The sequence below is a fragment of the Mycobacterium sp. NGS64 genome, assembly GCF_059812245.1.
Genome location: NZ_JCALCI010000003.1, coordinates 681,866 through 701,703, shown reverse-complemented (window position 1 = coordinate 701,703; position 19,838 = coordinate 681,866). Strand labels below are relative to the sequence as shown.

Below are 19,838 nucleotides of genomic sequence, written 5' to 3'. Positions count from 1 at the left end.
CGTATTGGTGCCGGACGAAATGGTCCGGCGTTTGCTGCGAGAGGACGCCTGGATGTTGAAAGCGCGTCCGGCGTTCGAGCGTTTCCGCCCCCGGTTGCGCATCGGCTGGCTCAACGTCGTCGGGGTGGTTGCCCTCGTCCTGGCCGCCACCGCGATCGTCGTCAAGAACGCTCCCGGGGCGGGAACCAACCAGATCCTCAACGTCTCCTACGACCCGACGCGTGAGTTGTACGCGGCGATCGACAAGGCATTCATCCCGCAATATCGCGCGCACACCGGAATCAGCTTGGACATCAAGGAATCTCACGGCGGTTCGGGCCGCCAGCTGCGCAGCGTCCTCGACGGCAGCCAGAAGGCCAGCGTGGTGTCGCTGGCGCTGATCAGCGACGTCGAGACGCTGAGCAAGCGGGGGCTGGTCGCGCCCGACTGGCAACGGCGGCTGCCGCACAACTCGGTGCCGTACACGTCGACCATCGTCTTCGTTGTCCGCAAGGGCAATCCCAAGGCCATCCACGACTGGCCCGACCTGATCAAGGGCGACGTGTCCGTGGTGAGCCCCAACCCGCGCAGCTCGGGCAACGGCCAGCTCAGCGTCCTCGCGGCCTGGGGCTCGGTGACCACCCGGGGCGGCAGCGCGGCCCAGGCGACCGACTACGTGCGCTCGCTGTTGCACCACGTGGCGGTCTCGGACGCCGGGGCGCGCGGTGCCGGCGACAGCTTCACCCTGGCGAAGATCGGCGACGTCCAGCTGACCTGGGAGAACGAGGCGCTGCGCGAGGTCGCCGCCAACAAAGACGAACTGCAGCTGGTGTATCCACCGGTCAGCATCCTCGCCGAACCCGCCGTGGCCTGGGTCGACGCGAACCTCACCGATCCGAAGAATGCGACCTACGCCAAGGCGTACGTCGACTACCTGTTCACCGACGCCGCGCAAGAACAGGTGGCGCAATACGGTTACCGCCCGTACAAGCCGGAGATCCTGGCCAAACATGCCGACCGGCTGCCGCCGCTCACGCTGTTCCCGATCACCGCCATCGCCAAGGACTGGAGCGACGCGCGCGAGCAGTTCTTCGGCGTCAACGGAATCCTCGACACCATCTCCGCGCCGCCGGGTGCGGCGTCGGCCACTTAACGGAAAGACCGAACGCACCGTGGGCTTGGCGCTGAATTACGACCTGGTGAAGGGCCGGCACGACCTGATCGCCGGCCTGACCGTCGCCGCCATCTCGTTCCCCCAGGCGATGGCGTACGCGTTGATCGCGGGCGTGGACCCGAGATTCGGGGTCTACTCGGCGATCGTCGTGACGATCGTCGCGTCGATCTTCGGCTCGTCGTCGCATTTGATCAACGGGCCGACGAGCGCCATCTCGCTGCTGGTCTTCGGCGCCCTGGCATTCATCGATTCGGAGAACAGCACCCAACTCTTCGAGGGGTTGTTCCTGCTGGCCGTGCTGGTCGGCGGATTCCAGATCGTGATCAGCCTGTTCAAGCTCGGCAACCTGACCCGCTACATCTCCGAGTCGGTGATCATCGGCTTCATGGCGGCGGCGGCGTTTCTGCTCGCCGCCGGGCAGCTGGGCAACGCACTCGGGGTGCGCGACAAGGGAAACGGGCACATGCAGGTCTTGCGCCGGGTCTGGCTCACCCTGACCCACGGCGACGCGATCAACTACCGCGCCCTGACGCTCAGCGTCGCCGCGGTGGTCCTGGCGGTCGTGCTGCGCAAGCTGGTCCGACGCTACGGCTGGCCGCAGGTCGACATGCTCGCCGTGCTGATCGTCACCGCACTGATCGCCTACGTGGCGGGGTGGTCGATTCCGGGCGCCAACGGGCATACCGCGGTCGCGGTGGCCGCGAAGATCCCGCGCAGCCTGCCCGCCCCGCACATCCCGGAGGTCCACATCGACTGGCTGCCCGAGCTGTCATCCGGCGCGCTGGCGATCGCGTTCGTCGGCATCATCGAGGCACTGTCGATCGCCAAAGCCATTGCCTACCAAACGCAGCAGCAGATCGACTACAACCGGCAGATCATGGCCGAGGGTCTGGCCAACCTCACCGGCGGCTTCTTTCAGAGCCTGCCGGGCTCGGGCTCACTGTCGCGATCGGCGATCAACTTCCAGTCCGGCGGGTTGACCCGGTTCTCCGGGATCGTCTCGGCCGCAACGGTTGCCGCGGCACTGCTGTTGTTTGCGCCGCTGTTGCGCTATGTGCCCCAGGCGGCGCTGGCTGGGCTGCTGCTAGTCACCGCCGCCCGGCTCGTCGACTTCAAGCGCCTGATCTACACGCTCAAGGCGTCCCGCTATGACGCCGGCCTGGTGCTCGTCACCGCGTTCACGGGAGTGGCGATCGACCTCGACAAGTCGGTTCTGTTGGGCGTGATCCTGTCGATCCTGCTGTTCGTGCCCCGCGCGGCGAAGCTGAAGGCCAAAGAGCTGATCGTGACCCCCGAACGCGTGGTCCGCGAACGAATCCCCGGCGACCCGGCCGATCCCTCGATCGTCATCTACGACGTGGAAGGCGAGCTGTTCTTCGGCGCCGCACCGGAATTGGATCGCTACCTATCGGAGATCAGGCAGCGGGTCGAGAGCGACGACATCCGGTTCGTGGTGTTGCGGCTCAAGCGGGTGCGCCATCCCGATGTCGTCTGCATCGAGCGCATCGAGCACTTCCTGCGCGAGGAGGCGGCGCGCGGTGTCACCGTCCTGCTCGCCGGAGTGCGCGCCGATACGCTCACGCTGCTGAAAAACGTTGGCTTCCAAGGCTGGTTCCCCGCAGAGCACGTCTTCCCCGAGGAAGACGAGGAATACTCCGCGACGCTCAAAGCGGTGCGCTATGCGCACAGCGGGCTGGCGGAACCGGCCCCGCCGGCCGAGTTGTACTACCTGGTCTGAGCGTCAGCCCTTGGCCGCGGCCACCCTGGCTCGCTCGGTCATCGAGGCGATCACCCCGCCGTCGTTGAGGATGTCCGTCCCGGTGAGGTAACCCGCCTTGTCGCTGGCGCAGAACGCGAGTAGCTCCGCCATCTCCTCGGGCTTGCCCCAGCGCGGCACGGCGGCATCCGCGACCATGGCGCCGGCCCCGGCCTGCTCCTCCAGCCGGCCCATCTCGGTGTCGGTCGACCCCGGCGAGACGGAGACGATGCGCAGCCCGCGCGCATTGAATCGCTCCGCCTGTGCCTGGCTGTACCACTTGACGAAGGTTTTGCTCAGCGCGTAGGCGAGGCCCGGCCGGGCCTCCTCGGGCGCGATGTCGCAGGCCGTCAGCATGGCCCCCATGAAGGCCTCGGGGTCTTGCAGGGCCAGCGGAAATTGATGTGCCGGAACGATTTCCGCGGGGAGCATGTAGGCCGACATGGACGCCACGTTGACGATCACCGCGCCCTCACCGGCGATCGTGTAAAACGCCTCGTTGACGTTGACCGTGCCGACCGCGTTGGTCCGCATGACGTAGTCGGCGGCGCCCATGCTCGGACTGACCCCGGCGGTGTGGATGACCGAGGCGAGCGTCCCGAGCTTGGTTGCGGTGTCGAGCAGGTCGGCGACCGCGCCCCGGTCGGTGACGTCGCAGTGGACGGCCGTGGGAGTCATCCCGAGGCCTTCCAGGGCCGCGGTCGCGGCTTTCAGGCGGTCCTGGCGCACGTCGCAGAGGACCACGGTGTGGTCGCGGCCGAGGATCTTGGCCGTGGGCAAACCCATGCCACCGGCGCCGCCCGTGATTACCGACACTCGATTCATAGGGGGACCGTATACGCACGGCGCGCTGCAGGCGCGAGCCGGGTTATTCGCGCGCTAGCCCGGGAGTGTGGGGCGCTCCACCTGATGATGGGGGTGGCCGGTGTGGCGGATCGCCCGGCCGACGAATGGCGCCCGGAACGTGTCGATCAGGTGGCTGCGGTTGATGATCAGGCCGACGACCGCCATCGCGGTATAGACACCGCAGAGCAGCAACCGCTCCTGTGTCGAGACCAACGGGAACTGGACGAAGAACAACGCCAGCAGCGCGCACGCCGCGAGCCGCCCGAAACGCAGCCCCAATATCAGCGCCACCCCCATCAGCGTCTGGGTGGCCGTCAGCAGCACTTCCTCGACCTGTCGGGAGTCGAGCACCAACGCGAACCCGCCGCCGCCGAGGAGGTGGGCCACGGGCAACGATCCGATCAGCAGCGTCCACTGGTTGACCTTGGAGGAGATGAGCGTGGCGATCGCCGCCGTGCCCTTGCCGCGGGAGGCGAAGATGACCGCGATGATGAACTCGGGCGCCTCCGAGGCCAGCGGCGCGAGCCACTGGACGAGCAGGAACCGGTCGATGCCGAGTTCGGTGCCGGCCGTGACGAGGTTGTCGGCGAAGGGCTTGGCGCACAGCAGGATCACGGCGCCCGACGTGACGAACAGGCCGATCACGGCGATGCGTCGGGTGCGGTCGGGCAGCTCCCCGAGGGCGGCCGCGGTACCGATGAGATCGGGCTCCTCCACGTCGCCGTGGCCGATCTTGTACAGGTAAAAGCCGAACCAGGCCAGCAGCACCAGCCCAAGGGCCAGGTGGATCTGGCCGGTCGCGGGCATCACGAACGCGACTACCCCGGCGACGAGCAGGAAGCCGAGTTCGACGCGATTGGCGGGCTCCAGGGTCACGCCGCGGGATTTGGGCCTGCCCGCTTTTCGCGCCACCATGATGCTGACCAGTACCACGACCGGCCAGCCCAGCCCCATCAGGAGCCGGTTGGACCCGGTCATGTTGGCGGCGGCGTACTGGGTGTAATCCGGATTGTGGCCGGACACGTAGGCGTAGTAGAGGTCGACGGCGTATTCGGGCAGCACCGCCACCAGCGCCAGCACCGCGATCGCCAGGCCGCCGGAGACGTCGATCTGCGCGGTCTCGGCGGCCCACGCGAGCAGGAAGCTGGCGGCGACCACCGCGGACCCGTAGATCAGCAGCGCGGCGACCGGGTCCAGCCGCAGGCCGATGATTCGGATGATGACCGCCGGGGCGATGAAGATTGCGGTGATCAGCGCCGAACGGGTCAGGGTGAACCGCCGCGCCCGCGATGACGCCGCGACCGTGGCGGCGGGTGAGTCTGTGGCCGGCATCGTCATCCTTCAGCTCGAAGAGGGGTGCCGATCAGTGGTGGGTGCGTGGCTCGTATGCCCTGGCGAACTGCTCCCAAACCTACCCGCGAAACCATGGGCCAGCAACGCGACCGGATCGGCGAAGGAGCCGTACCACCGATTCCGTCTTCGCTGGCCACGCCGTTCGAGGGGGAAAGTTCGGGCCGGCTGATCTGAAACTTTGGCAAACCTTTTGGGCGTTGTGGTGCCGTTTTGAGTTGCCCTACGCCGCGGGCGGGTGCGTCTCGGACACGGATGTGTCGACGGGTGCACAGATAGCTCGATCAACTTCGGGGAAGTGCACTCCGCCGGACAGCCGTGGAACATCGATATTCACTACGACGCGTTGCTGGAGTCCAAGGTTCCCGGCGGAGCCCGACGGGTGCTCGACGTCGGGTGCGGGGTGCTGATCTTGTGGCGCGCCCCCGGCTAGGCCGGCGGGCCCATCGCCGCGGCCGCGGCCTGTGCGAACAGTTCGACGGCCTGCTTGCGCGTCAGTGAACTCGTGAGCTGCTCGGCGGCGCGCATGACGTCGCCGACGAACCAGGTTGGGCCGTTCGCGAGGTTGTCGAACGCCTCCGCGATCACGTCCTCCACGGCGACGGATCCCGGTGGGGTCTCGTCGGGCGAACTGATCTGGCCGCGGCTGTGCTCGAGCCGGCGCAGCGCGGGCGTGTCGGTCTTGCCGAGGATCAGGCCCACCACGTCGACGCCCTTGTCGTGCAACTCGGCCCACAACGCCTCGGCGAAGACCATGTCGAACGCCTTGGATGCGCCGTAGGCGACCATGTTCGCCCCGCCGGCCAGCCCGGCGCCGGACCCGAAGATGACGATGCCGCCGCTGCCCCGCTCGACCATGGCGGGCGCGAAGTGGTGACACAACTGCATCGGCACCATGCAGTTGCGTTGCACCATCGCCTCGGCGGCCTCGATCGGGTTGGCAAGGAACGGTTCATAATTCGGGTCGGCACCGGCGCAGTACACGAGGAAGCCGATCTCCAGATCGCTGGTCGCCGCCGCGATCGCCGACGCCGCGCCCGGCCCCGCGAGGTCGATCGCAAGGGTGCGCGTTTCGACCGACGTCCTGGAAGTGATCTCCGCCGCAACGTGATCCAATGCCGATTGGCGGCGGGCCAGCAGCACGACGTTGACGCCGCGCTCAGCGAGCCCCGCGGCGAACGCGGCGCCCAGACCGTCGGAAGCCCCGGCGACCAGCGCCCACGGCCCGTACTTGGTTGCGAATGTCATCTAAGGGCTCCCCACTGTAGCCACCCGCACCACGGTGAACCGCCGCCGCGCGATGCGCCATCCGTCGGCGGTGCGGACCATGTCGTCGTCGTAAAAGCCGATCCCGTTGGCACCGGATTGGTTGTCGGCGAACATGATCAGCGCATCGACATAGGTACGCGCCGTGGCCTTGTCCCCGTCGATCGTGATGACCTGGTTGGTCAACCGGTGCAGCGTGTGCCCCGCCAAGGCGTGCGTCTTCTCCATGAAGTCCGTGACGGCGTCAACGCCGCTCCATGCGCCGATCTCGCCGTAGTAGAGCTGGCAGTCCTCGGTGAACACCGTTCGAAACAGCGGCCAGTCGCGTCGGTCGATCCCCGTCGCGTAACGAACGAGCAGATCCGAAATCTCCTGCCGGTCGCCGTTTTCGGTCATCGGACGTCTCCATTCGGGTGAACCACGATGCGTGGTGGGCCGTCGGACTTGCGGGCCAACTCGAGCGCCCCCGGGACGTCGTCCAGGCCGATGACCTTGCCGACGCTCGGCAGTGGGTCCAGCCGCCCCGACGCGATGGCGTCGAGGGTTCCGTACCAGTCCTGCGGGTGCGGGCCCCCGCCGAACTGGATCGTGACGCCCTGCCGGGTGGCGGTGGTGATGTCCAGGGTGTCACCGGTGTACCAGCCGCCCGCGCAATAGATCCGGGTGGCCACCTCGGCCGATTCGATGATGCTCTGAATGAGCCCGGCGGCGCCGACGCACTCGAACACCACGGCCGGGCCGGGCAATCCGCGTTGCGCGCGAGCCTCGCGGAACGCGTCGAACCACGGCTTCTCGGCGGGATCGACCACGACGTGCGCCCCGAAGCGGTCGCGGGCCAGCCTGCGGCGCTCGGGCTGGTAGTCGGCGACGATGATCGGCTCGACGCCGCGGGCGGCCAGGGCGGCGACCGCCGAGAGCCCGACCGCCCCCGCGCCGATCACGATCGCGATTTCACCCGGTTGGATCTGCGCCGACCTGACGTAGAACTCACCGACGGCGAACGCGTCGGTCAGCGCGACCGCGTCGCTGGCGACGTCGCCCGGGACCGGTTTCGCCGCCGCCTCCGAAACCACCAGCAGCTCACCGAAACTCCCCTGCGCCTCCGGGTGCTGACCGATGATGCGCATGCCGCCGGCGCCACCGTCGACGAGGCGCACCGGCATCGCCGTCACCCGGTCGCCGACGGCGAACTGATCCGTGCAGCCGGGTCCGTGCCCGATGACCTCACCGACGAACTCGTGGCCGAGCACGATGTCGCGGTCGGGATCGTAGAGCGAACGGCCGGTCGGATCGTCGACGGCCAGTTCCGGATGGTCCATGAAATGCACATCGGACGCGCAGATCGCGGTACTCAGTGTGCGCAGCAACAACTCGCCCTGCCCCGGCGCCGGGTCCGCCGTTTCGCGTACCTGCAGCCGGCCGTCCCTCAACACCACGGCGCGCAACGCATCAGCCTCGTTTATTTTCTCGAATAATCGATATAGAGTCTCGAATGATCGGTGTAACCATATGAACCCCGGCGTAAAGGAGTCAAGACATTCGCGGATCGCCGTCGGCGCCGACCGCCCGCGTGCTCGACGTAATCGAGTTCCTGGCCCGGTCCCCGGATGCGCCGCTGCGCTTCTCCGATGTGGTGCGCGAGTTGGATCTCACCCAGGCGACGGCCCACGCGATCCTCAAGACGCTGTGCGACCGGGGCTGGGTCAGCCGCGACCCCGTCACGAAGACGTTCACCCTGGGTCCCGCGCTGGCCGTGGTGGCGGCGCGGACCGACACCGCGCGTCCCCTGGCGCACGCCGCGCGTTCCGCGGCGCTGCGACTCTCCCGTGAAGTCGGCTACGCCGGTTCTGTGGTCGAGCGATTCGGTGACTCGTTGGTGGTGACCGCCTTCGAGGGCGACCCCGCGACGCAGCCCGCGGGCATCCCGGGCGATCGGATCCCCTACGCCCCGCCGTTCGGCGTCGCCCTCGCGGCGTGGGACGGCGAGGAGGAGCAACGGGCATGGATCCGTCGCGGCGCCGGCGACAACGTCGATCGCACTCAGCGCCTCGAACGCGTCCTGGAGCACACGCGGGAGCGGGGCTTCGACGTCGACTGGACGACGCCCGCACTGGCGCAGGCCGTCCAGGCGGTCGGGACGCTGGACCAGCACGAGATGCCGACTCCCGTGCGGCACATCCTGGATCAGCTGCTGGTCGAGTTCACCACCATCGGCTTCCTCTCCGACGACAACCCCGGCCGGCGCAAGCAACCCGTGGTCACGATCGCCGCGCCGGTTTTCGACCATCGTGGGCAAGCCGCCCTGATGCTGGCCGTGCATCCGTTGTGCCCGCTCAGCGCGCGGCAGATCCGGCTCATCGGCGAGAAGCTCACCGACGAAACGGCGGCGATCACGCGATCCCAACGGCATGCGGTGGATCGCGCCGTCTAAGTTCGCCATCCGGATATCAGAGCGTCATCACCAAAACACCTGCAGCACAGCCCGTCTCGTCGTCATCCCGGCCTGCCGAGCCGCTGTCTCCCGGCCTGATGGGCGCTATATCTCCTCGCGGCCAGGAACTCCCGCGTCGAAGGCGTTGAGCGTCACGGCAACCATGGAGAAGCAGCCCACCAGAAAAACGATCTCGGCGGCCCCTTGCTCGCCGAACCGCGCGACGGCACGTCGATAGGTGCTCTCGGGCAGGACACCGCCGCGGTTGAGCGCGGCCGCCATGTCGTACGCGACGCGTTCGTCGCCGGTCAGGTCGGCGGGGCGCTCACCGGCGGCGACGGTGGCGATCTTGTCGTCGGACAGCCCCGCTCGGCGTGCGAAGTACTCATGTCCGTAGATCTCGTACCGCGCCCCGAACTTCGCGGCGGTGACCAGGATGACCAATTGATGGACGCTGCCGGGCAGCAGGGCATGCTCCCACAGCGATCGGTTGAGAGCCCAAGCCGGCGAGCCGAATTGGGGAAAATGGAGCCAACCGTTGAACGGCCCGACCAGCGCCCCGTCGCCGCGGTAGGCAATGAGTTCACCGAAGCCGCTGTCGATGACGGCGCGCATATCGACATACAGGTCTTGCTGTGCGGCGGTCAAACCGCTCGGTGGCAACAGCGGAAGTCGCACCGGCTCCCTCCTCACGTGATCGCGGCTCGTTCAGCCCAGCCAATCCCCGGAACGCCGACGTGTCCACGACGAGCTTTCGACCAGTGCTAAGTCACGCTTCCTACCGCAGGTAGAGCCACTTAAGCTCGTCTCATGGAACTGCGGCAGCTGGGCTACTTCGTGGCGGTTGCCGAGGAGTTGCACTTCGGTCGGGCCGCCAGGCGGAAACACATCTCGGGACCGGCTCTCTCCCAACAGATCATCGCCCTCGAGCGCGAGTTGGGCGCCGAGCTGTTCGCGCGAGACCGGCGCAGCGTCCGGCTCACGGAAGCCGGACGCACCCTGCTGCCGGACGCGCGCAGGATATTGGCCCTGGCCGACGACGCCAAGCGTCGACTGCAGCTGGCGGCGGCCGAAAGCACGCCGGTGCGGCTCGGTTACGTCAGCTGGCTGCCCGACGACATCACCAGCTTGCTCGGGCCCGAGGTGGCGCTGCGAGTCGATGAATGGGTGCTGCCGTCGCACGCGCAGGCCGACCGAGTGGCGGAGGGCACGCTCGACGTTGCACTGGCGTGGGTGACCGCCGAGCAGGTCAAGCAACGCGGGCTGACGGCGCACCTGCTGCGTGCCGAACCCCTGCAGGCCGTGCTTCCCGGCGTTGGATCGCCGGAACCGATTGCCGCGCAACGGGTCAAGGTCCTCGTCGACGCCGACGAGTCGGCATGGTCGTCGTGGAATCGGTTCGCCGAGGAGTTCGCGGCCCACACGGGTGCGCGGATCGTCAGGATTGACGACGGCGGCGTCACCGGTGACGCCTTTTACGCCCATGTGCGCAGGATCGGCGCCCCGGTGCTCGCTTCACCGAAGCGACATACCGCGGTCATTCCACCCAGCCTGGGCGAGCGTCCCGTCGCCGCGCCGACACCCCTGTGGACGTGGTCGTTGTTGCACCGCCAAGACGATGATCGGGCCGGTGTGCGTGGGCTGGTGGACGCGCTGCTGACAACCGCGCGCGGGCGTGGTTGGCTCACCCCGCCCACCGACCGGTGGTGGGCTCCAGCCGACGACCCGCACCGCGACGCCCTCGCCTCGGGCGCCGAACTGCGGTAGGAACTCCCGTCGACCAGTGGTAAGAGATCGGTCCTGGACTTCCGTGTCGTTGCGGCGTTTCAGTGGAGTCAACGACGGGAGGACCAAACCCCATGGCACATAACTACATTGTCGACGAGCTCGCCGGCTTCGTCGTCGGCGCCCAACAAGAGGACCTGAGCGGGCAACCCCGGGCCTTGCTGAAACGCAACGTGCTGGACAGCGTTGCCTGCGCCGTCGGCTCGCTGGACGGTGAGCTGATCACCGCGATTCGCGAACACACCGACCAGTTCAGCGGAGTCCCCACCGCGACGCTCGTCGGTGGCGGCCGGGCCTCGGTCGATCAGGCGGCGTTCTTCAACGCGGTCCTGGTGCGCTACCCGGATCTGCTCGACACCTATCTGACGGTGGGCGGACTGTGCCATCCGGCCGACAACTTCGGTGCGATCCTCGCGGTGGCCGAGCATGTCAACGCCACCGGGGCGGATTTCCTGCTGGCGCTCGCGGTCGCCTACGAGATCCAATGCCGGTTCAGCGCCCAGGTTCCCGTGATGGCGCGCGGGCTCAATCACGCACTGCAACTGGCGATGTCGGTCGCGGCGGGATCGGCCAAACTGTTGGGGCTCGACGCCGAGCAAACCGCCAACGCGATCGCCGCCGCCACCGCCGACAACGTGTCACTGGCGGCCGTGCACGCCGAACCGGTCTCGAACTGGAAGGGCATCTCGCCCGCCATCACCGGCATGCGCGCGGTGTACGCGACGATGTTGGCCGCCCGCGGCGTCACCGGGCCCAAATCGCTGTTCGAGGGCCCGCACGGCCTGGTGCAGCTCTTCGACCAGCCCATCGACTTGCACACCGCCGACCGCGCGCTCGCCTGCGTCGAACAGACCTACCTGAAGCAGTACTGCTCACTTATCCACGGGCAGGCCATCATTGACGCGGTCTTGGCGATCCGCGGCGATAACGACCTGCGCGGCGAGGACGTCGCGCGGGTGAGGCTCGAGGTCTTCCAGGGCGCCTACGACTTCGCCGGCGGGGGAGCGTACGGCGCGAAGGACCACCCGCTGACCAAGGAACAGGCCGACTACAACCTGAAATACCTGAGCGCGGTTGCGCTGCTCGACGGGGGCGTCGGTCCCGGACAGATCGAGTCGGAACGCCTGTTGCGCGGCGACGTTCAGGACCTGCTGGCCCGGGTCGACGTCAAGCCCGCGCCCGACCTGACCGCGGACTACCCGCAACGCACCGCGGCCCGCGTGCACGTGCTCACGCGCGACGGGCGGGAATTCAGCCGCGAGCAGAGCGATTACGAGGGATCGCCCACCCGGCCGATGTCCTGGCAGCGTGTCGTCGACAAGTTCGGTTGGCTCGCCGAGCCGTTCTGCGACGAGGCACTGCGCGACGACATCGTCGCCGCGGTCGATCGCCTGGACGAGATCCCCGTCGCCGAGTTCGCGGCCCTCCTCGGCGCGGTCAGCCCGAGCGCCCGACGTCGCCGCAGCAGGGCACGCTTCTGACGCGCGCTGCGCGCGTCCCCTTGCGTGGTCCGCTGCGGGCGTTCAATGATCGGCCATGCGCAAAGATCGCGGCATCAACCGGTGGGAACTGGTCACCTGCGCGCTCGTGGGGCATGTGACGTACGCGCCGGACGAGAAGGGGCTGGCTGAGCGGCTCAGCGGCACCACCGGACTGGGCGAAGTCTGGCGTTGCCTGCGCTGCGGTGAATTCACCGTCGGCGAACCACACGGCCGCGGCCACGCCGACGACGCCCCGATGATCATGCGCGGCAAGGCTTTACGCCAGGCCATCATCATCCGCGCGCTCGCGGTCGAACGGCTGTTCCGGGCCGTGGTGATCGCGCTGGCCGCGTATGCCGTCTGGAAATTCCGCGGCGCGCGCGGGGCCATCCAGGCCACCCTGGACCGTGACCTGCCGATCTTCCGCGCGGCCGGGTTCAAGGTCGATCAGATGACGATCGTGCACGAGCTGGAAAAGGCGCTGGCCGCCAAGCCGTCCACCCTGGCGCTGCTGACGTTGATGCTGGTGGGCTACGCGCTGATCGAGGTCATCGAGGGCGTCGGCCTCTGGTTGCTGAAGCGCTGGGGCGAGTATTTCGCGGTGGTGGCCACCTCGGTCTTTTTGCCCTTGGAAATCCATGACCTCACCAAGGGCATCACGATGACCCGCCTGGTCACCTTCACGATCAACGTGGCCGCCGTGATCTATCTGCTGGTGTCGAAGCGGCTGTTCGGCCTGCGGGGCGGTCGCAAGGCCTACGACGAGGAGCGCCGCGGCGAGCAGCTGCTCGACGTCGAGCGCGCCGCCACCGCGACCTGAATGGGCACCTACGCGATCACCGGATCGGCGTCCGGGATGGGCCGCGAGGCCACGCGGCGGCTCCGGGCCGACGGGCACACCGTGATCGGCGTCGACGTGAAGGACGCCGACGTCGTCGCCGACTTGTCGACGGCGCACGGCCGCGAGTCGGCCGCCGACGGAATACTGGCGGCCAGCGGCGGCAGGCTCGAGGGCGCCGTGCTGGCCGCCGGCCTGGGCCCGAGCCGGGGCCGTGATCGGGCCCGCCTGATCGCCCAGGTCAACTACCTCGGCGTGGTGGAATTGCTCGTCGCATTGCGCCCCGCGCTGGCCGCGGCTGACCGCGCCAAGGTCGTCGTGGTCTCCAGCAATTCCACGACGACGGTGCCCGCAGTGCCTGGGCGAACCGTACGGGCATTGCTCGCGCACGATGCCGAGCGGGCGGTGCGATCCGTGCGGCCCTTCGGGCCGGCCGCGCCGACGATGATGTATGCGGCCTCGAAAATCGCCGTGGCACGTTGGGTGCGACGCCACGCGGTGAGGCGGGAGTGGGCCGGCTCGGGGGTGCGCCTGAATGCCCTGGCGCCGGGCGCCATCAAGACGCCGATGCTGCGAGAGCAGCTGGCGGACCCCAGACAGGCCAAAGCGGTCCGATCATTCCCGGTGCCGGTCGGCGGGTTCGGAGACGCCGGGCAGTTGGCCGACTGGATGCGTTTCATGCTGTCCGATTCGGCCGACTTCCTTTGCGGCAGCATCGTTTTCGTCGACGGCGGGACCGACGCGTACTTCCGCGCCGACGACTGGCCGAAGGCCCTGCCGGCGCGCCGGCTGTTCGGCTATCTGCGGCGGTTCAGGACCGGCATGTGACGTGCCCGTTTCGGCACTGCGTATGTGCCTCACGCCACAACGCGGCTTTTCGCGACGTTTACCGCGGCGCGGCGCGCCCGTAAAACCGCTGGGGTGCAATTCAATGAGTCGGCAACTGGCCGAATGGACAAGGGACGGACAAGGACGGCAACTGTGCCAACACTGCAGCACTGGATGAGCCGGAGCCCGACCAGCCTCGACGTAGTCACCCCCATCAAGGCGCGGGCGTGCGACGCCCTGCAGGCGGTGCTGAGAAGCAGGCCGCGCCAAGCGGGTTCACCCGCGCGGATCATGCCGAAGGGGGTCGAGCGCTGCTGAGGGCCGGCGCACTGGACTAGCTGTTGGCGCGATCCCGTTCGCGTCGGCGCGCCCGCGAAGCCCGCAAATTTGCGGCGTTCCCGCACGTCTTCACGTCGTGCCACACCCCGCTGTTGTTCTTCGAGCGGTCGTAAAACGTCGACGCGCAGCCGGGGTTGTGGCATTGCTTGATCCGCCGCCACGTGCCGTCGCGCTGGCTGAGCAGAATCTCTCCCCACAGGGCCGACGCCAGCCATCGCCAGCCGGTTCCGGCGGGCTCGAGCCGTACCTCGCCGGTCTCCGACAGCGTCAACGAGGCCGAGGCCACGCCCGCCGCACGTCCGGCCTGCGGCTCCCCCGCGACCAGCCGCGCGATCGTGTCGCGCAGGGCGCGAAGCTTCGCCACGTCCGCGTCGCCGAGCGGCGGCGGCTGCACGTCCAGCCCGCGCGCGGTCGCCCATGTCCGGACGGCGCCGGCCGCCCAGTCGCCCGCAACGGCCGCGTCGGCAAGCAGGTCCGGGCCGTATTCTCCGATGCCCACCGTGTTGAGGAAGTCCTGGACCAGGCCCAGACCGCCGGGCGCCGGAGCGAGCTGGTAGCGCTGTGATGCACGCCATTCGGTAGACATACTCAAAAGGTACTTGCCTATGTCGAGATGGTCAACTACGGTGACAGAGGCAAAACGCTTTCAACTACGTCAAGGAGTACGCATCATGGTTAACATCAATGGCTCGACGGTCGTGGTAACCGGCGGGCAGCGCGGGCTTGGCAAGGCCATCGTCGAGGAGTTCCTGCAGCGGGGCGCGGCGAAGGTGTACGCCACGGCGAGGGCGCCCAAGCCCGGCGAGGACCCGCGGGTGGTCGCCCTCGAGCTGGACGTCACCAAGCCGGATTCCGTTGCGGCGCTGGCTGCTACGGCGTCCGACGCTGACATCGTCATCAACAACGCCGGAATCATCGGTGCGTCGAAGTTGCTCGGCAGCGACATCGAGGAGGTGCGCGAGGTGTTCGAGACGAATTACTTCGGCGCCCTTCGGGTCGCCAAGGCGTTCGCCCCGATCCTGGCCGACAACGGCGGCGGAGCCCTGGTCAACACCCTTTCGATCCTGTCCTGGGTCGCGGGCTTCGGCGGCTACGGCGACTCCAAGGCGGCCCTGTGGGCGGCGACGAACTCGCTGCGCATCGAGCTGGAAAAGCAGGGAACCCTGGTCACCGGCGCGCACCTGAGCTTCACCGACACCGACATGGCCGCCGGCTTCGACGCGCCGAAGAACGACCCACGCGACGTCGCGCGGCAGATCGTCGACGGTATCGAGCGGGGCGACGCAGAGGTGCTGGCCGACGACGACACCCGTTACATGAAGGCGGCGCTGTCCGGACCGGTCGAGGCGCTCCGGGTCGGCTAACCGAGGCGGGCGCGTAAATGGCCTGTCCGAAGGCAGATCCCCGTCTTGTGACGGTGGGTCAAGCAGGCCGTGGGGGCCTCACCCAAAAATGGGCTTGCTGCACTTCGGACAGGCCACCGGGTTGTCCCGGCACCGATCACGATGTCAGCCCAACCGCTAGCGCCACGACGGCCGAAGGTCCCGAAGGCGGCCGGCCGAAAGTCACATCCACTCCGCCCGGGCGGGCATGTTTGGATGGCGACATGGAACCGGAACGCATCGTGAGCGCAACCCGCGTGATATCGGCGAGCGCCGAGCGGATTTTCGAACTGATCGCCGATCCCGCTCAGCAGCCGAGCTGGGACGGTAACAACAACCTCGCCTCGGCCGCCCCCGGTCAACGGGTCCGCCAGGTCGGCGACGTGTTCAAGATGACGCTGACCAACGGCGCCGTGCGGGAGAACCACGTGGTGGAGTTCATCGAAGGCACGAAAATCGCCTGGCGTCCAGCGGAACCCAAGAAGCTGCCGCCCGGCCACCTGTGGCGCTGGGAACTGCAGCCGATCAACGCGACGCTCACCAGCGTGACGCACACCTACGACTGGACGGAGCTGACCGACCGCGCCCGGATCGAGAGGGCGAGCTCGACGACTTCCGACATGCTGCGCGAGTCGATCGACCGGCTCGCCACGCTCGCCCAGGCAAGCGACGGCTGACATGGCCCTCCCGCCGCCGGGCGCCGACAGCGCCGCGATCGTCACCGGCGCATCGTCGGGTATCGGCGAACAGTTCGCCGGGATACTCGCGCGGCGCGGCTATCAGGTGGTGCTGGTGGCCCGCAGGGCCGACCGTCTCGAGGCGCTGGCCGCGCAGTTGGGCGCGCAGGCGCACCCGCTGCCGGCGAACCTGTCCGATCGAAGCGAACGGGCTGCCCTGCCAGACCGCATCGCGGCCCTCGGTCTGATTCCGGACATCCTGGTCAACAACGCCGGCCTCTCGACGCTCGGTCTGGTCGCGAAATCCGTTCCGGAGCAAGAACTCAACCTCGTCGAGGTCGACGTCGCCGCGGTGGTGGACCTGTGCAGCCGGCTCCTGCCCGGAATGGTCGAGCGCCATCGGGGCGCCGTGCTGAACGTGGCATCGGTGGCCGGGTTCGGTCCGCTGCCGGGCCAGGCGGCGTACGGCGCCGCCAAGGCGTTCGTGTTGTCCTACACCCACAGCCTGCGCGGTGAGTTGCGCGGCACCGGGGTCGGCGCGACGGCGCTGTGCCCGGGGCCGGTGGACACCGGATTCGGCGAGGCGGCCGGTTTCTCCAAGGAGGAGGCCGAATCGGCGCTGCCGCGGGTGATGTGGGTGCCCGCCGACAAGGTGGCCCAGGCCGGAATCGATGGGCTCGCGGCCGGCAAGGCCGTCGTTGTGCCCGGCCGAGTCAACCGGGTGGCGTCCGCCTTCTTCCGGGTCGCGCCCCCCGAGCTGCTGCTGCCGGTGCTGAGGCGCGGGCATCCGGCCTTCAAACGGGGCTGAGGCTCAGCCGTTCTTGCCGCGCACCCACTGGAACGTGCCGTAGTTCTTGACCCGCACGCTGACGAATCCGTTGTCCTCCAGGATGTCGCCGATTTCGTCGTCGTCGAACACGTGCGCCCCCACGTTCGGCAGCTTTTGCCAAAACCTGGCGGCCTGCCCGACGGTGGGCACCATGATGGCCAGCCGGGCGCCCGGCCGCAACACCCGGGCCATCTCGGCCAGTGCCGCCGCCGGATTCGGAACCAGCTGCAGCACGGCCATCGAAACCACTGCGTCAACGACGTTGTCGCGCAGCGGAAGTCGTTGCGCGTCGGCCTTGATGAAGCCGACCTGCGGCCCGGCTTCGTTGCGGACGGCGCGGGCCAGCATCGCCTCGGAGATGTCGACACCCAGGGCCAGTCCCTCGGGACCGGCCGCGCGCGCCAGCGACGCGGTGACGTTGCCCGGGCCCGAACCGACGTCGAGCGCCACTCCGCCCGGCGGGATGCTCAACCAGTCGATGGGCAGTTGCCACGCGCTGATCAGCCGGCGCGACAGGGCTTGTGCGTTGTCATACAGCATCGACCCGATGGGTGATGCCCAGGCCGCCTGTATCGGGCCGGTGTTCTTTTCGACGGCGTCGTCCTCGGCCGATCCGGCGCCGAGCAGATCCAGGTAGCCCCTGCTGACGTCCGGGTCCGCGGGCGGATCGGCGAGTAGATCCAGCGCGCGGCGCAGCGCGGGCGGCAGCGAGACGTGCACGTCGGTCACGCGTACTCCTTCGATCAATAATCAAAGCCCCGCAGCGGGAATCGAATTCGGGGCTCGCTGGCGAGCCTACGCCGAGCCGAGGGGCGCCTCGACCGCTCGGGATGTGGGTTTCGTTACCGCCGGGCCGGGGTGCGCTCGCGCACCAGGGCACAGAGCTGCCACCGGCCCGGCACGCCTTTGAGCTCGCCTGCGCCGCGGTCGGCGAACCTGTGGCGCGAGCCGGTGACGATGTCGCGCACGGTCGAGGACACCAGCACCTCGCTGGCTTCGGCGTGCGCCGCCACCCGCGCACCGATGTGCACCGCCATGCCGGCGACGTCCGACCCGCGCACCTCGACCTCGCCGGCGTGAATGCCCACCCGCACCTCGATGCCCAGCACCCGTACCGCGTCGACGATTTCGTCGGCGCAGGCGAGCGCGGCGCTGGGGCTGGAGAAGGTGGCGACGAACCCGTCGCCGGCGGTGTTGACCTCACGCCCCCCGAACCGCTGCAGCTCGTGCCGAATGATGGTGTCGTGGTTGTCCAGCAGGTCGCGCCAGCGGCCGTCGCCGAGCAGCGCGGCCCGCTCGGTCGAGCCGACGATGTCGGTGAACACGATGGTGGTCAGCAGGCGCTCGGCTTCCGAACCGCCCCGCATCCCGGTGATGAACTCCTCGATCTCGTCGAGCATCGTGGCGGTCTCGCCGACCCAGTACAGGGTGTCTTCGCCCGGTAGCTCCACGAAGCGCGAACCGGCGATGTTGTCGGCCAGGTACCGGCCGTGCGCCACCGGGGTGAACTCGGAGTCGACGCGATGCAGGATCAGCGTCGGCGCGGTGATGCGCGGCAGCGCGTCGCGCACGTCGGCCTTGCGGATGGCCAGGATCATCGCGCGGGCCATGCTGGGCGAGGCGGCCCGGTTGCCGGCGGCGTCCCACCAGGCCCGGAAGGCGTCGTCGCGCGCGACGCTGGGCGCGATCATGCCGAGCATGTCGAAGCCCTGCTCGACGGCGTCCGGGTCGATCGCGAGGGTCGTATACGGGTCGAGGTCCTCGATCTTGGCGCCGATCGGGTAGTCAGGGGCGTACAGGGTGCGGGCCGCGCCGTTGACGATCACCAGGCTGCTCACCCGTTCCGGGTACTCGGCCGCCAGCGTCAACCCGGTCATCGACGTGAAGCTCGGCGCCACGATGGCGGCCCGCTCGCATCCCACCGCGTTCATCACCGCGACGACGTCCTTCGCCCAGAACTGCGGCCCGATCTCGTCGATCGACGGCACGCGCGACGACAGCCCGATCCCGCGCTGGTCGAGCCGGATCACCCGGGCGAATGCCGCCAGCCGTCGATGGAAGCGGTACATCGACGGCTCGACGTCGACCGAGTCGATCGGAATCGAGGGCCCCGGAAGCAGCAGCAGGTCGATCGGTCCATCGCCGAACACCTGATAGGCGATGTCCGTGTCGCCGCAACTGGCGTACCGGGTTCGTGGTGCCCCAGGAAACCCAGCCACGATTCAAAGGCTAGTGCAAGCCACCGACAAGAGCTGGCCCCGCTAGCGGCCGATGATCGGGACCAGGTAGCGGGCGGCGTAGTCGCGCACGGCCGTCTGGTCCGAGGTGTCGAGCCGGTCGGTCGGGAACACGATGATGCCCAGGGCGACGCGCAGCAGGACGTCGGCGATGTCGGCCAGCTCGGCGTCGGGGATCTCGGCCCCGCAACGGCGCAGCGTGTGCGCGATCCCGTCGGCGAATTGGCGAATCGGGAACACGTGGGACCGGGAAAACAGGCCGAGCAGCTCGGGCTCGCTGTCGACGATCCGCGAATAGAGGCGGGAGTCTCCGACGAGGCGCACCCCGAGCGTGAACGCCTCGATCACGGCCTCTTGCGGTGTGCAGCCCTCGGTCGCCCGGTGGAGCGTGCCGAAGAAGGTTTCGGCCTCGCGCCGCACGACGTGTTCGAACAGGTCGTCCTTGGTCGGAAAGCGCCGGTAGATGGTGCTGCGGCTGACTCCGGCGCGGGCCGCGACGTCTTCGATGTTGGCCCGGCGCACGCCGTAGGTCTCGAAGACCGTTCGCGCGGTCTCCAGGATGGTGCGGTCGACGTCGGTGAGCTCGCCGAGATTGCCGTCGCGGACGTGATTCTGCATCAATGACGACCCCCAGGGCGAT

The 19,838-nt window shown here is 68.5% G+C and carries 21 protein-coding genes and 1 pseudogene; 12 read left to right on the top strand and 10 right to left on the bottom strand.

Translation table 11 applies throughout. From position 1 onward, the window contains the following. Positions 1 to 52: 52 nt before the first annotated feature. Both AC5Y4S_RS17210 and AC5Y4S_RS17205 read left to right on the top strand, forming a co-directional pair. Positions 53 to 1,132, top strand: a complete 1,080-nt coding sequence (locus tag AC5Y4S_RS17210) for a sulfate ABC transporter substrate-binding protein (RefSeq protein WP_500033876.1) — start codon at positions 53 to 55, stop codon at positions 1,130 to 1,132. A 19-nt stretch (positions 1,133 to 1,151) separates the two neighbouring features. After that, entirely contained in the window at positions 1,152 to 2,891 is a 1,740-nt protein-coding gene (locus tag AC5Y4S_RS17205) for a SulP family inorganic anion transporter (RefSeq protein ID WP_500033875.1), read from the top strand. A 3-nt stretch (positions 2,892 to 2,894) separates the two neighbouring features. On the opposite strand, the gene AC5Y4S_RS17200 is transcribed toward AC5Y4S_RS17205, so the two are convergent. Both AC5Y4S_RS17200 and AC5Y4S_RS17195 read right to left on the bottom strand, forming a co-directional pair. Continuing rightward, entirely contained in the window at positions 2,895 to 3,734 is an 840-nt protein-coding gene (locus AC5Y4S_RS17200) for an SDR family oxidoreductase (RefSeq protein WP_500033874.1), read from the bottom strand. Positions 3,735 to 3,788: 54 nt separating this feature from the next. After that, positions 3,789 to 5,087 (bottom strand): calcium:cation antiporter family protein, encoded by a 1,299-nt coding sequence (locus tag AC5Y4S_RS17195; RefSeq protein WP_500033873.1) that lies wholly within the window; start codon positions 5,085 to 5,087, stop codon positions 3,789 to 3,791. A gap of 316 nt (positions 5,088 to 5,403) precedes the next feature. On the opposite strand from AC5Y4S_RS17195, the pseudogene AC5Y4S_RS17190 reads away from it, so the two are divergent. Continuing rightward, positions 5,404 to 5,508 (top strand): annotated as a pseudogene (locus AC5Y4S_RS17190) (SAM-dependent methyltransferase); the annotation flags it as partial. A gap of 26 nt (positions 5,509 to 5,534) precedes the next feature. Here AC5Y4S_RS17190 and AC5Y4S_RS17185 read toward each other — a convergent pair. From AC5Y4S_RS17185 to AC5Y4S_RS17175, 3 genes are read right to left on the bottom strand one after another with little or no spacing between them, the layout of a single operon-like run. Beyond that, positions 5,535 to 6,353, bottom strand: a complete 819-nt coding sequence (locus tag AC5Y4S_RS17185; RefSeq protein WP_500033872.1) for an SDR family NAD(P)-dependent oxidoreductase — start codon at positions 6,351 to 6,353, stop codon at positions 5,535 to 5,537. Beyond that, positions 6,354 to 6,767 (bottom strand): nuclear transport factor 2 family protein, encoded by a 414-nt coding sequence (locus tag AC5Y4S_RS17180; RefSeq protein ID WP_500033871.1) that lies wholly within the window; start codon positions 6,765 to 6,767, stop codon positions 6,354 to 6,356. Then, on the bottom strand, positions 6,764 to 7,807 hold the full coding sequence (locus AC5Y4S_RS17175; protein WP_500033870.1) for a zinc-binding dehydrogenase: 1,044 nt from the start codon (positions 7,805 to 7,807) through the stop codon (positions 6,764 to 6,766). Before AC5Y4S_RS17175 ends, AC5Y4S_RS17180 begins: the two co-directional genes overlap by 4 nt. A gap of 134 nt (positions 7,808 to 7,941) precedes the next feature. On the opposite strand from AC5Y4S_RS17175, the gene AC5Y4S_RS17170 reads away from it, so the two are divergent. Further along, positions 7,942 to 8,802, top strand: a complete 861-nt coding sequence (locus AC5Y4S_RS17170; protein ID WP_500033869.1) for an IclR family transcriptional regulator — start codon at positions 7,942 to 7,944, stop codon at positions 8,800 to 8,802. A 105-nt stretch (positions 8,803 to 8,907) separates the two neighbouring features. Here the strand turns inward: AC5Y4S_RS17170 and AC5Y4S_RS17165 are convergent, their stop codons facing one another. Then, positions 8,908 to 9,480, bottom strand: coding sequence for a carboxymuconolactone decarboxylase family protein (locus AC5Y4S_RS17165; protein ID WP_500033868.1), 573 nt, complete (start codon positions 9,478 to 9,480; stop codon positions 8,908 to 8,910). Between the two features lie 132 nt (positions 9,481 to 9,612). Here AC5Y4S_RS17165 and AC5Y4S_RS17160 point away from each other — a divergent pair, with 132 nt between their 5' ends. From AC5Y4S_RS17160 to AC5Y4S_RS17140, 5 genes are all read left to right on the top strand, one after another. Next, positions 9,613 to 10,569 carry a LysR family transcriptional regulator gene (locus AC5Y4S_RS17160; RefSeq protein ID WP_500033867.1) on the top strand — a complete coding sequence of 319 codons (957 nt, stop codon included), beginning with the start codon at positions 9,613 to 9,615 and terminating at the stop codon, positions 10,567 to 10,569. Positions 10,570 to 10,661: 92 nt separating this feature from the next. Then, on the top strand, positions 10,662 to 12,068 hold the full coding sequence (locus tag AC5Y4S_RS17155; protein ID WP_500033866.1) for an MmgE/PrpD family protein: 1,407 nt from the start codon (positions 10,662 to 10,664) through the stop codon (positions 12,066 to 12,068). 55 nt (positions 12,069 to 12,123) lie between these two features. Beyond that, positions 12,124 to 12,888: a DUF2127 domain-containing protein gene (locus AC5Y4S_RS17150; RefSeq protein ID WP_500033865.1), complete on the top strand. Its 765-nt coding sequence runs from the start codon at positions 12,124 to 12,126 to the stop codon at positions 12,886 to 12,888. Further along, positions 12,889 to 13,734, top strand: a complete 846-nt coding sequence (locus tag AC5Y4S_RS17145; protein ID WP_500033864.1) for an SDR family oxidoreductase — start codon at positions 12,889 to 12,891, stop codon at positions 13,732 to 13,734. It abuts the gene before it with no gap. Between the two features lie 153 nt (positions 13,735 to 13,887). Next, positions 13,888 to 14,052: a hypothetical protein gene (locus AC5Y4S_RS17140; RefSeq protein ID WP_500033863.1), complete on the top strand. Its 165-nt coding sequence runs from the start codon at positions 13,888 to 13,890 to the stop codon at positions 14,050 to 14,052. A gap of 16 nt (positions 14,053 to 14,068) precedes the next feature. On the opposite strand, the gene AC5Y4S_RS17135 is transcribed toward AC5Y4S_RS17140, so the two are convergent. Next, positions 14,069 to 14,659 carry a CGNR zinc finger domain-containing protein gene (locus AC5Y4S_RS17135; RefSeq protein WP_500033862.1) on the bottom strand — a complete coding sequence of 197 codons (591 nt, stop codon included), beginning with the start codon at positions 14,657 to 14,659 and terminating at the stop codon, positions 14,069 to 14,071. A gap of 85 nt (positions 14,660 to 14,744) precedes the next feature. Here AC5Y4S_RS17135 and AC5Y4S_RS17130 point away from each other — a divergent pair, with 85 nt between their 5' ends. From AC5Y4S_RS17130 to AC5Y4S_RS17120, 3 genes are all read left to right on the top strand, one after another. Continuing rightward, positions 14,745 to 15,437 (top strand): SDR family oxidoreductase, encoded by a 693-nt coding sequence (locus AC5Y4S_RS17130; protein WP_500033861.1) that lies wholly within the window; start codon positions 14,745 to 14,747, stop codon positions 15,435 to 15,437. A gap of 242 nt (positions 15,438 to 15,679) precedes the next feature. Beyond that, positions 15,680 to 16,132, top strand: coding sequence for an SRPBCC family protein (locus AC5Y4S_RS17125; RefSeq protein ID WP_085184712.1), 453 nt, complete (start codon positions 15,680 to 15,682; stop codon positions 16,130 to 16,132). A gap of 1 nt (position 16,133) precedes the next feature. Then, a complete protein-coding gene (locus AC5Y4S_RS17120) occupies positions 16,134 to 16,940 on the top strand; it encodes an SDR family NAD(P)-dependent oxidoreductase (RefSeq protein WP_500033860.1) in 807 nt (268 codons plus the stop codon). 3 nt (positions 16,941 to 16,943) lie between these two features. Here the strand turns inward: AC5Y4S_RS17120 and AC5Y4S_RS17115 are convergent, their stop codons facing one another. The 3 genes from AC5Y4S_RS17115 to AC5Y4S_RS17105 all read right to left on the bottom strand — a co-directional run bounded on the left by AC5Y4S_RS17115 (position 16,944) and on the right by AC5Y4S_RS17105 (position 19,816). Beyond that, positions 16,944 to 17,690, bottom strand: coding sequence for a methyltransferase domain-containing protein (locus AC5Y4S_RS17115; RefSeq protein WP_500033859.1), 747 nt, complete (start codon positions 17,688 to 17,690; stop codon positions 16,944 to 16,946). A gap of 113 nt (positions 17,691 to 17,803) precedes the next feature. Next, the gene (lipJ, locus tag AC5Y4S_RS17110; protein ID WP_500033858.1) at positions 17,804 to 19,180 is read right to left on the bottom strand and encodes a bifunctional lipase/adenylate cyclase LipJ; all 1,377 of its coding nucleotides are present in this window, start codon (positions 19,178 to 19,180) and stop codon (positions 17,804 to 17,806) included. Between the two features lie 42 nt (positions 19,181 to 19,222). Further along, positions 19,223 to 19,816: a TetR/AcrR family transcriptional regulator gene (locus AC5Y4S_RS17105; protein ID WP_500033857.1), complete on the bottom strand. Its 594-nt coding sequence runs from the start codon at positions 19,814 to 19,816 to the stop codon at positions 19,223 to 19,225. Positions 19,817 to 19,838: the final 22 nt, after the last annotated feature.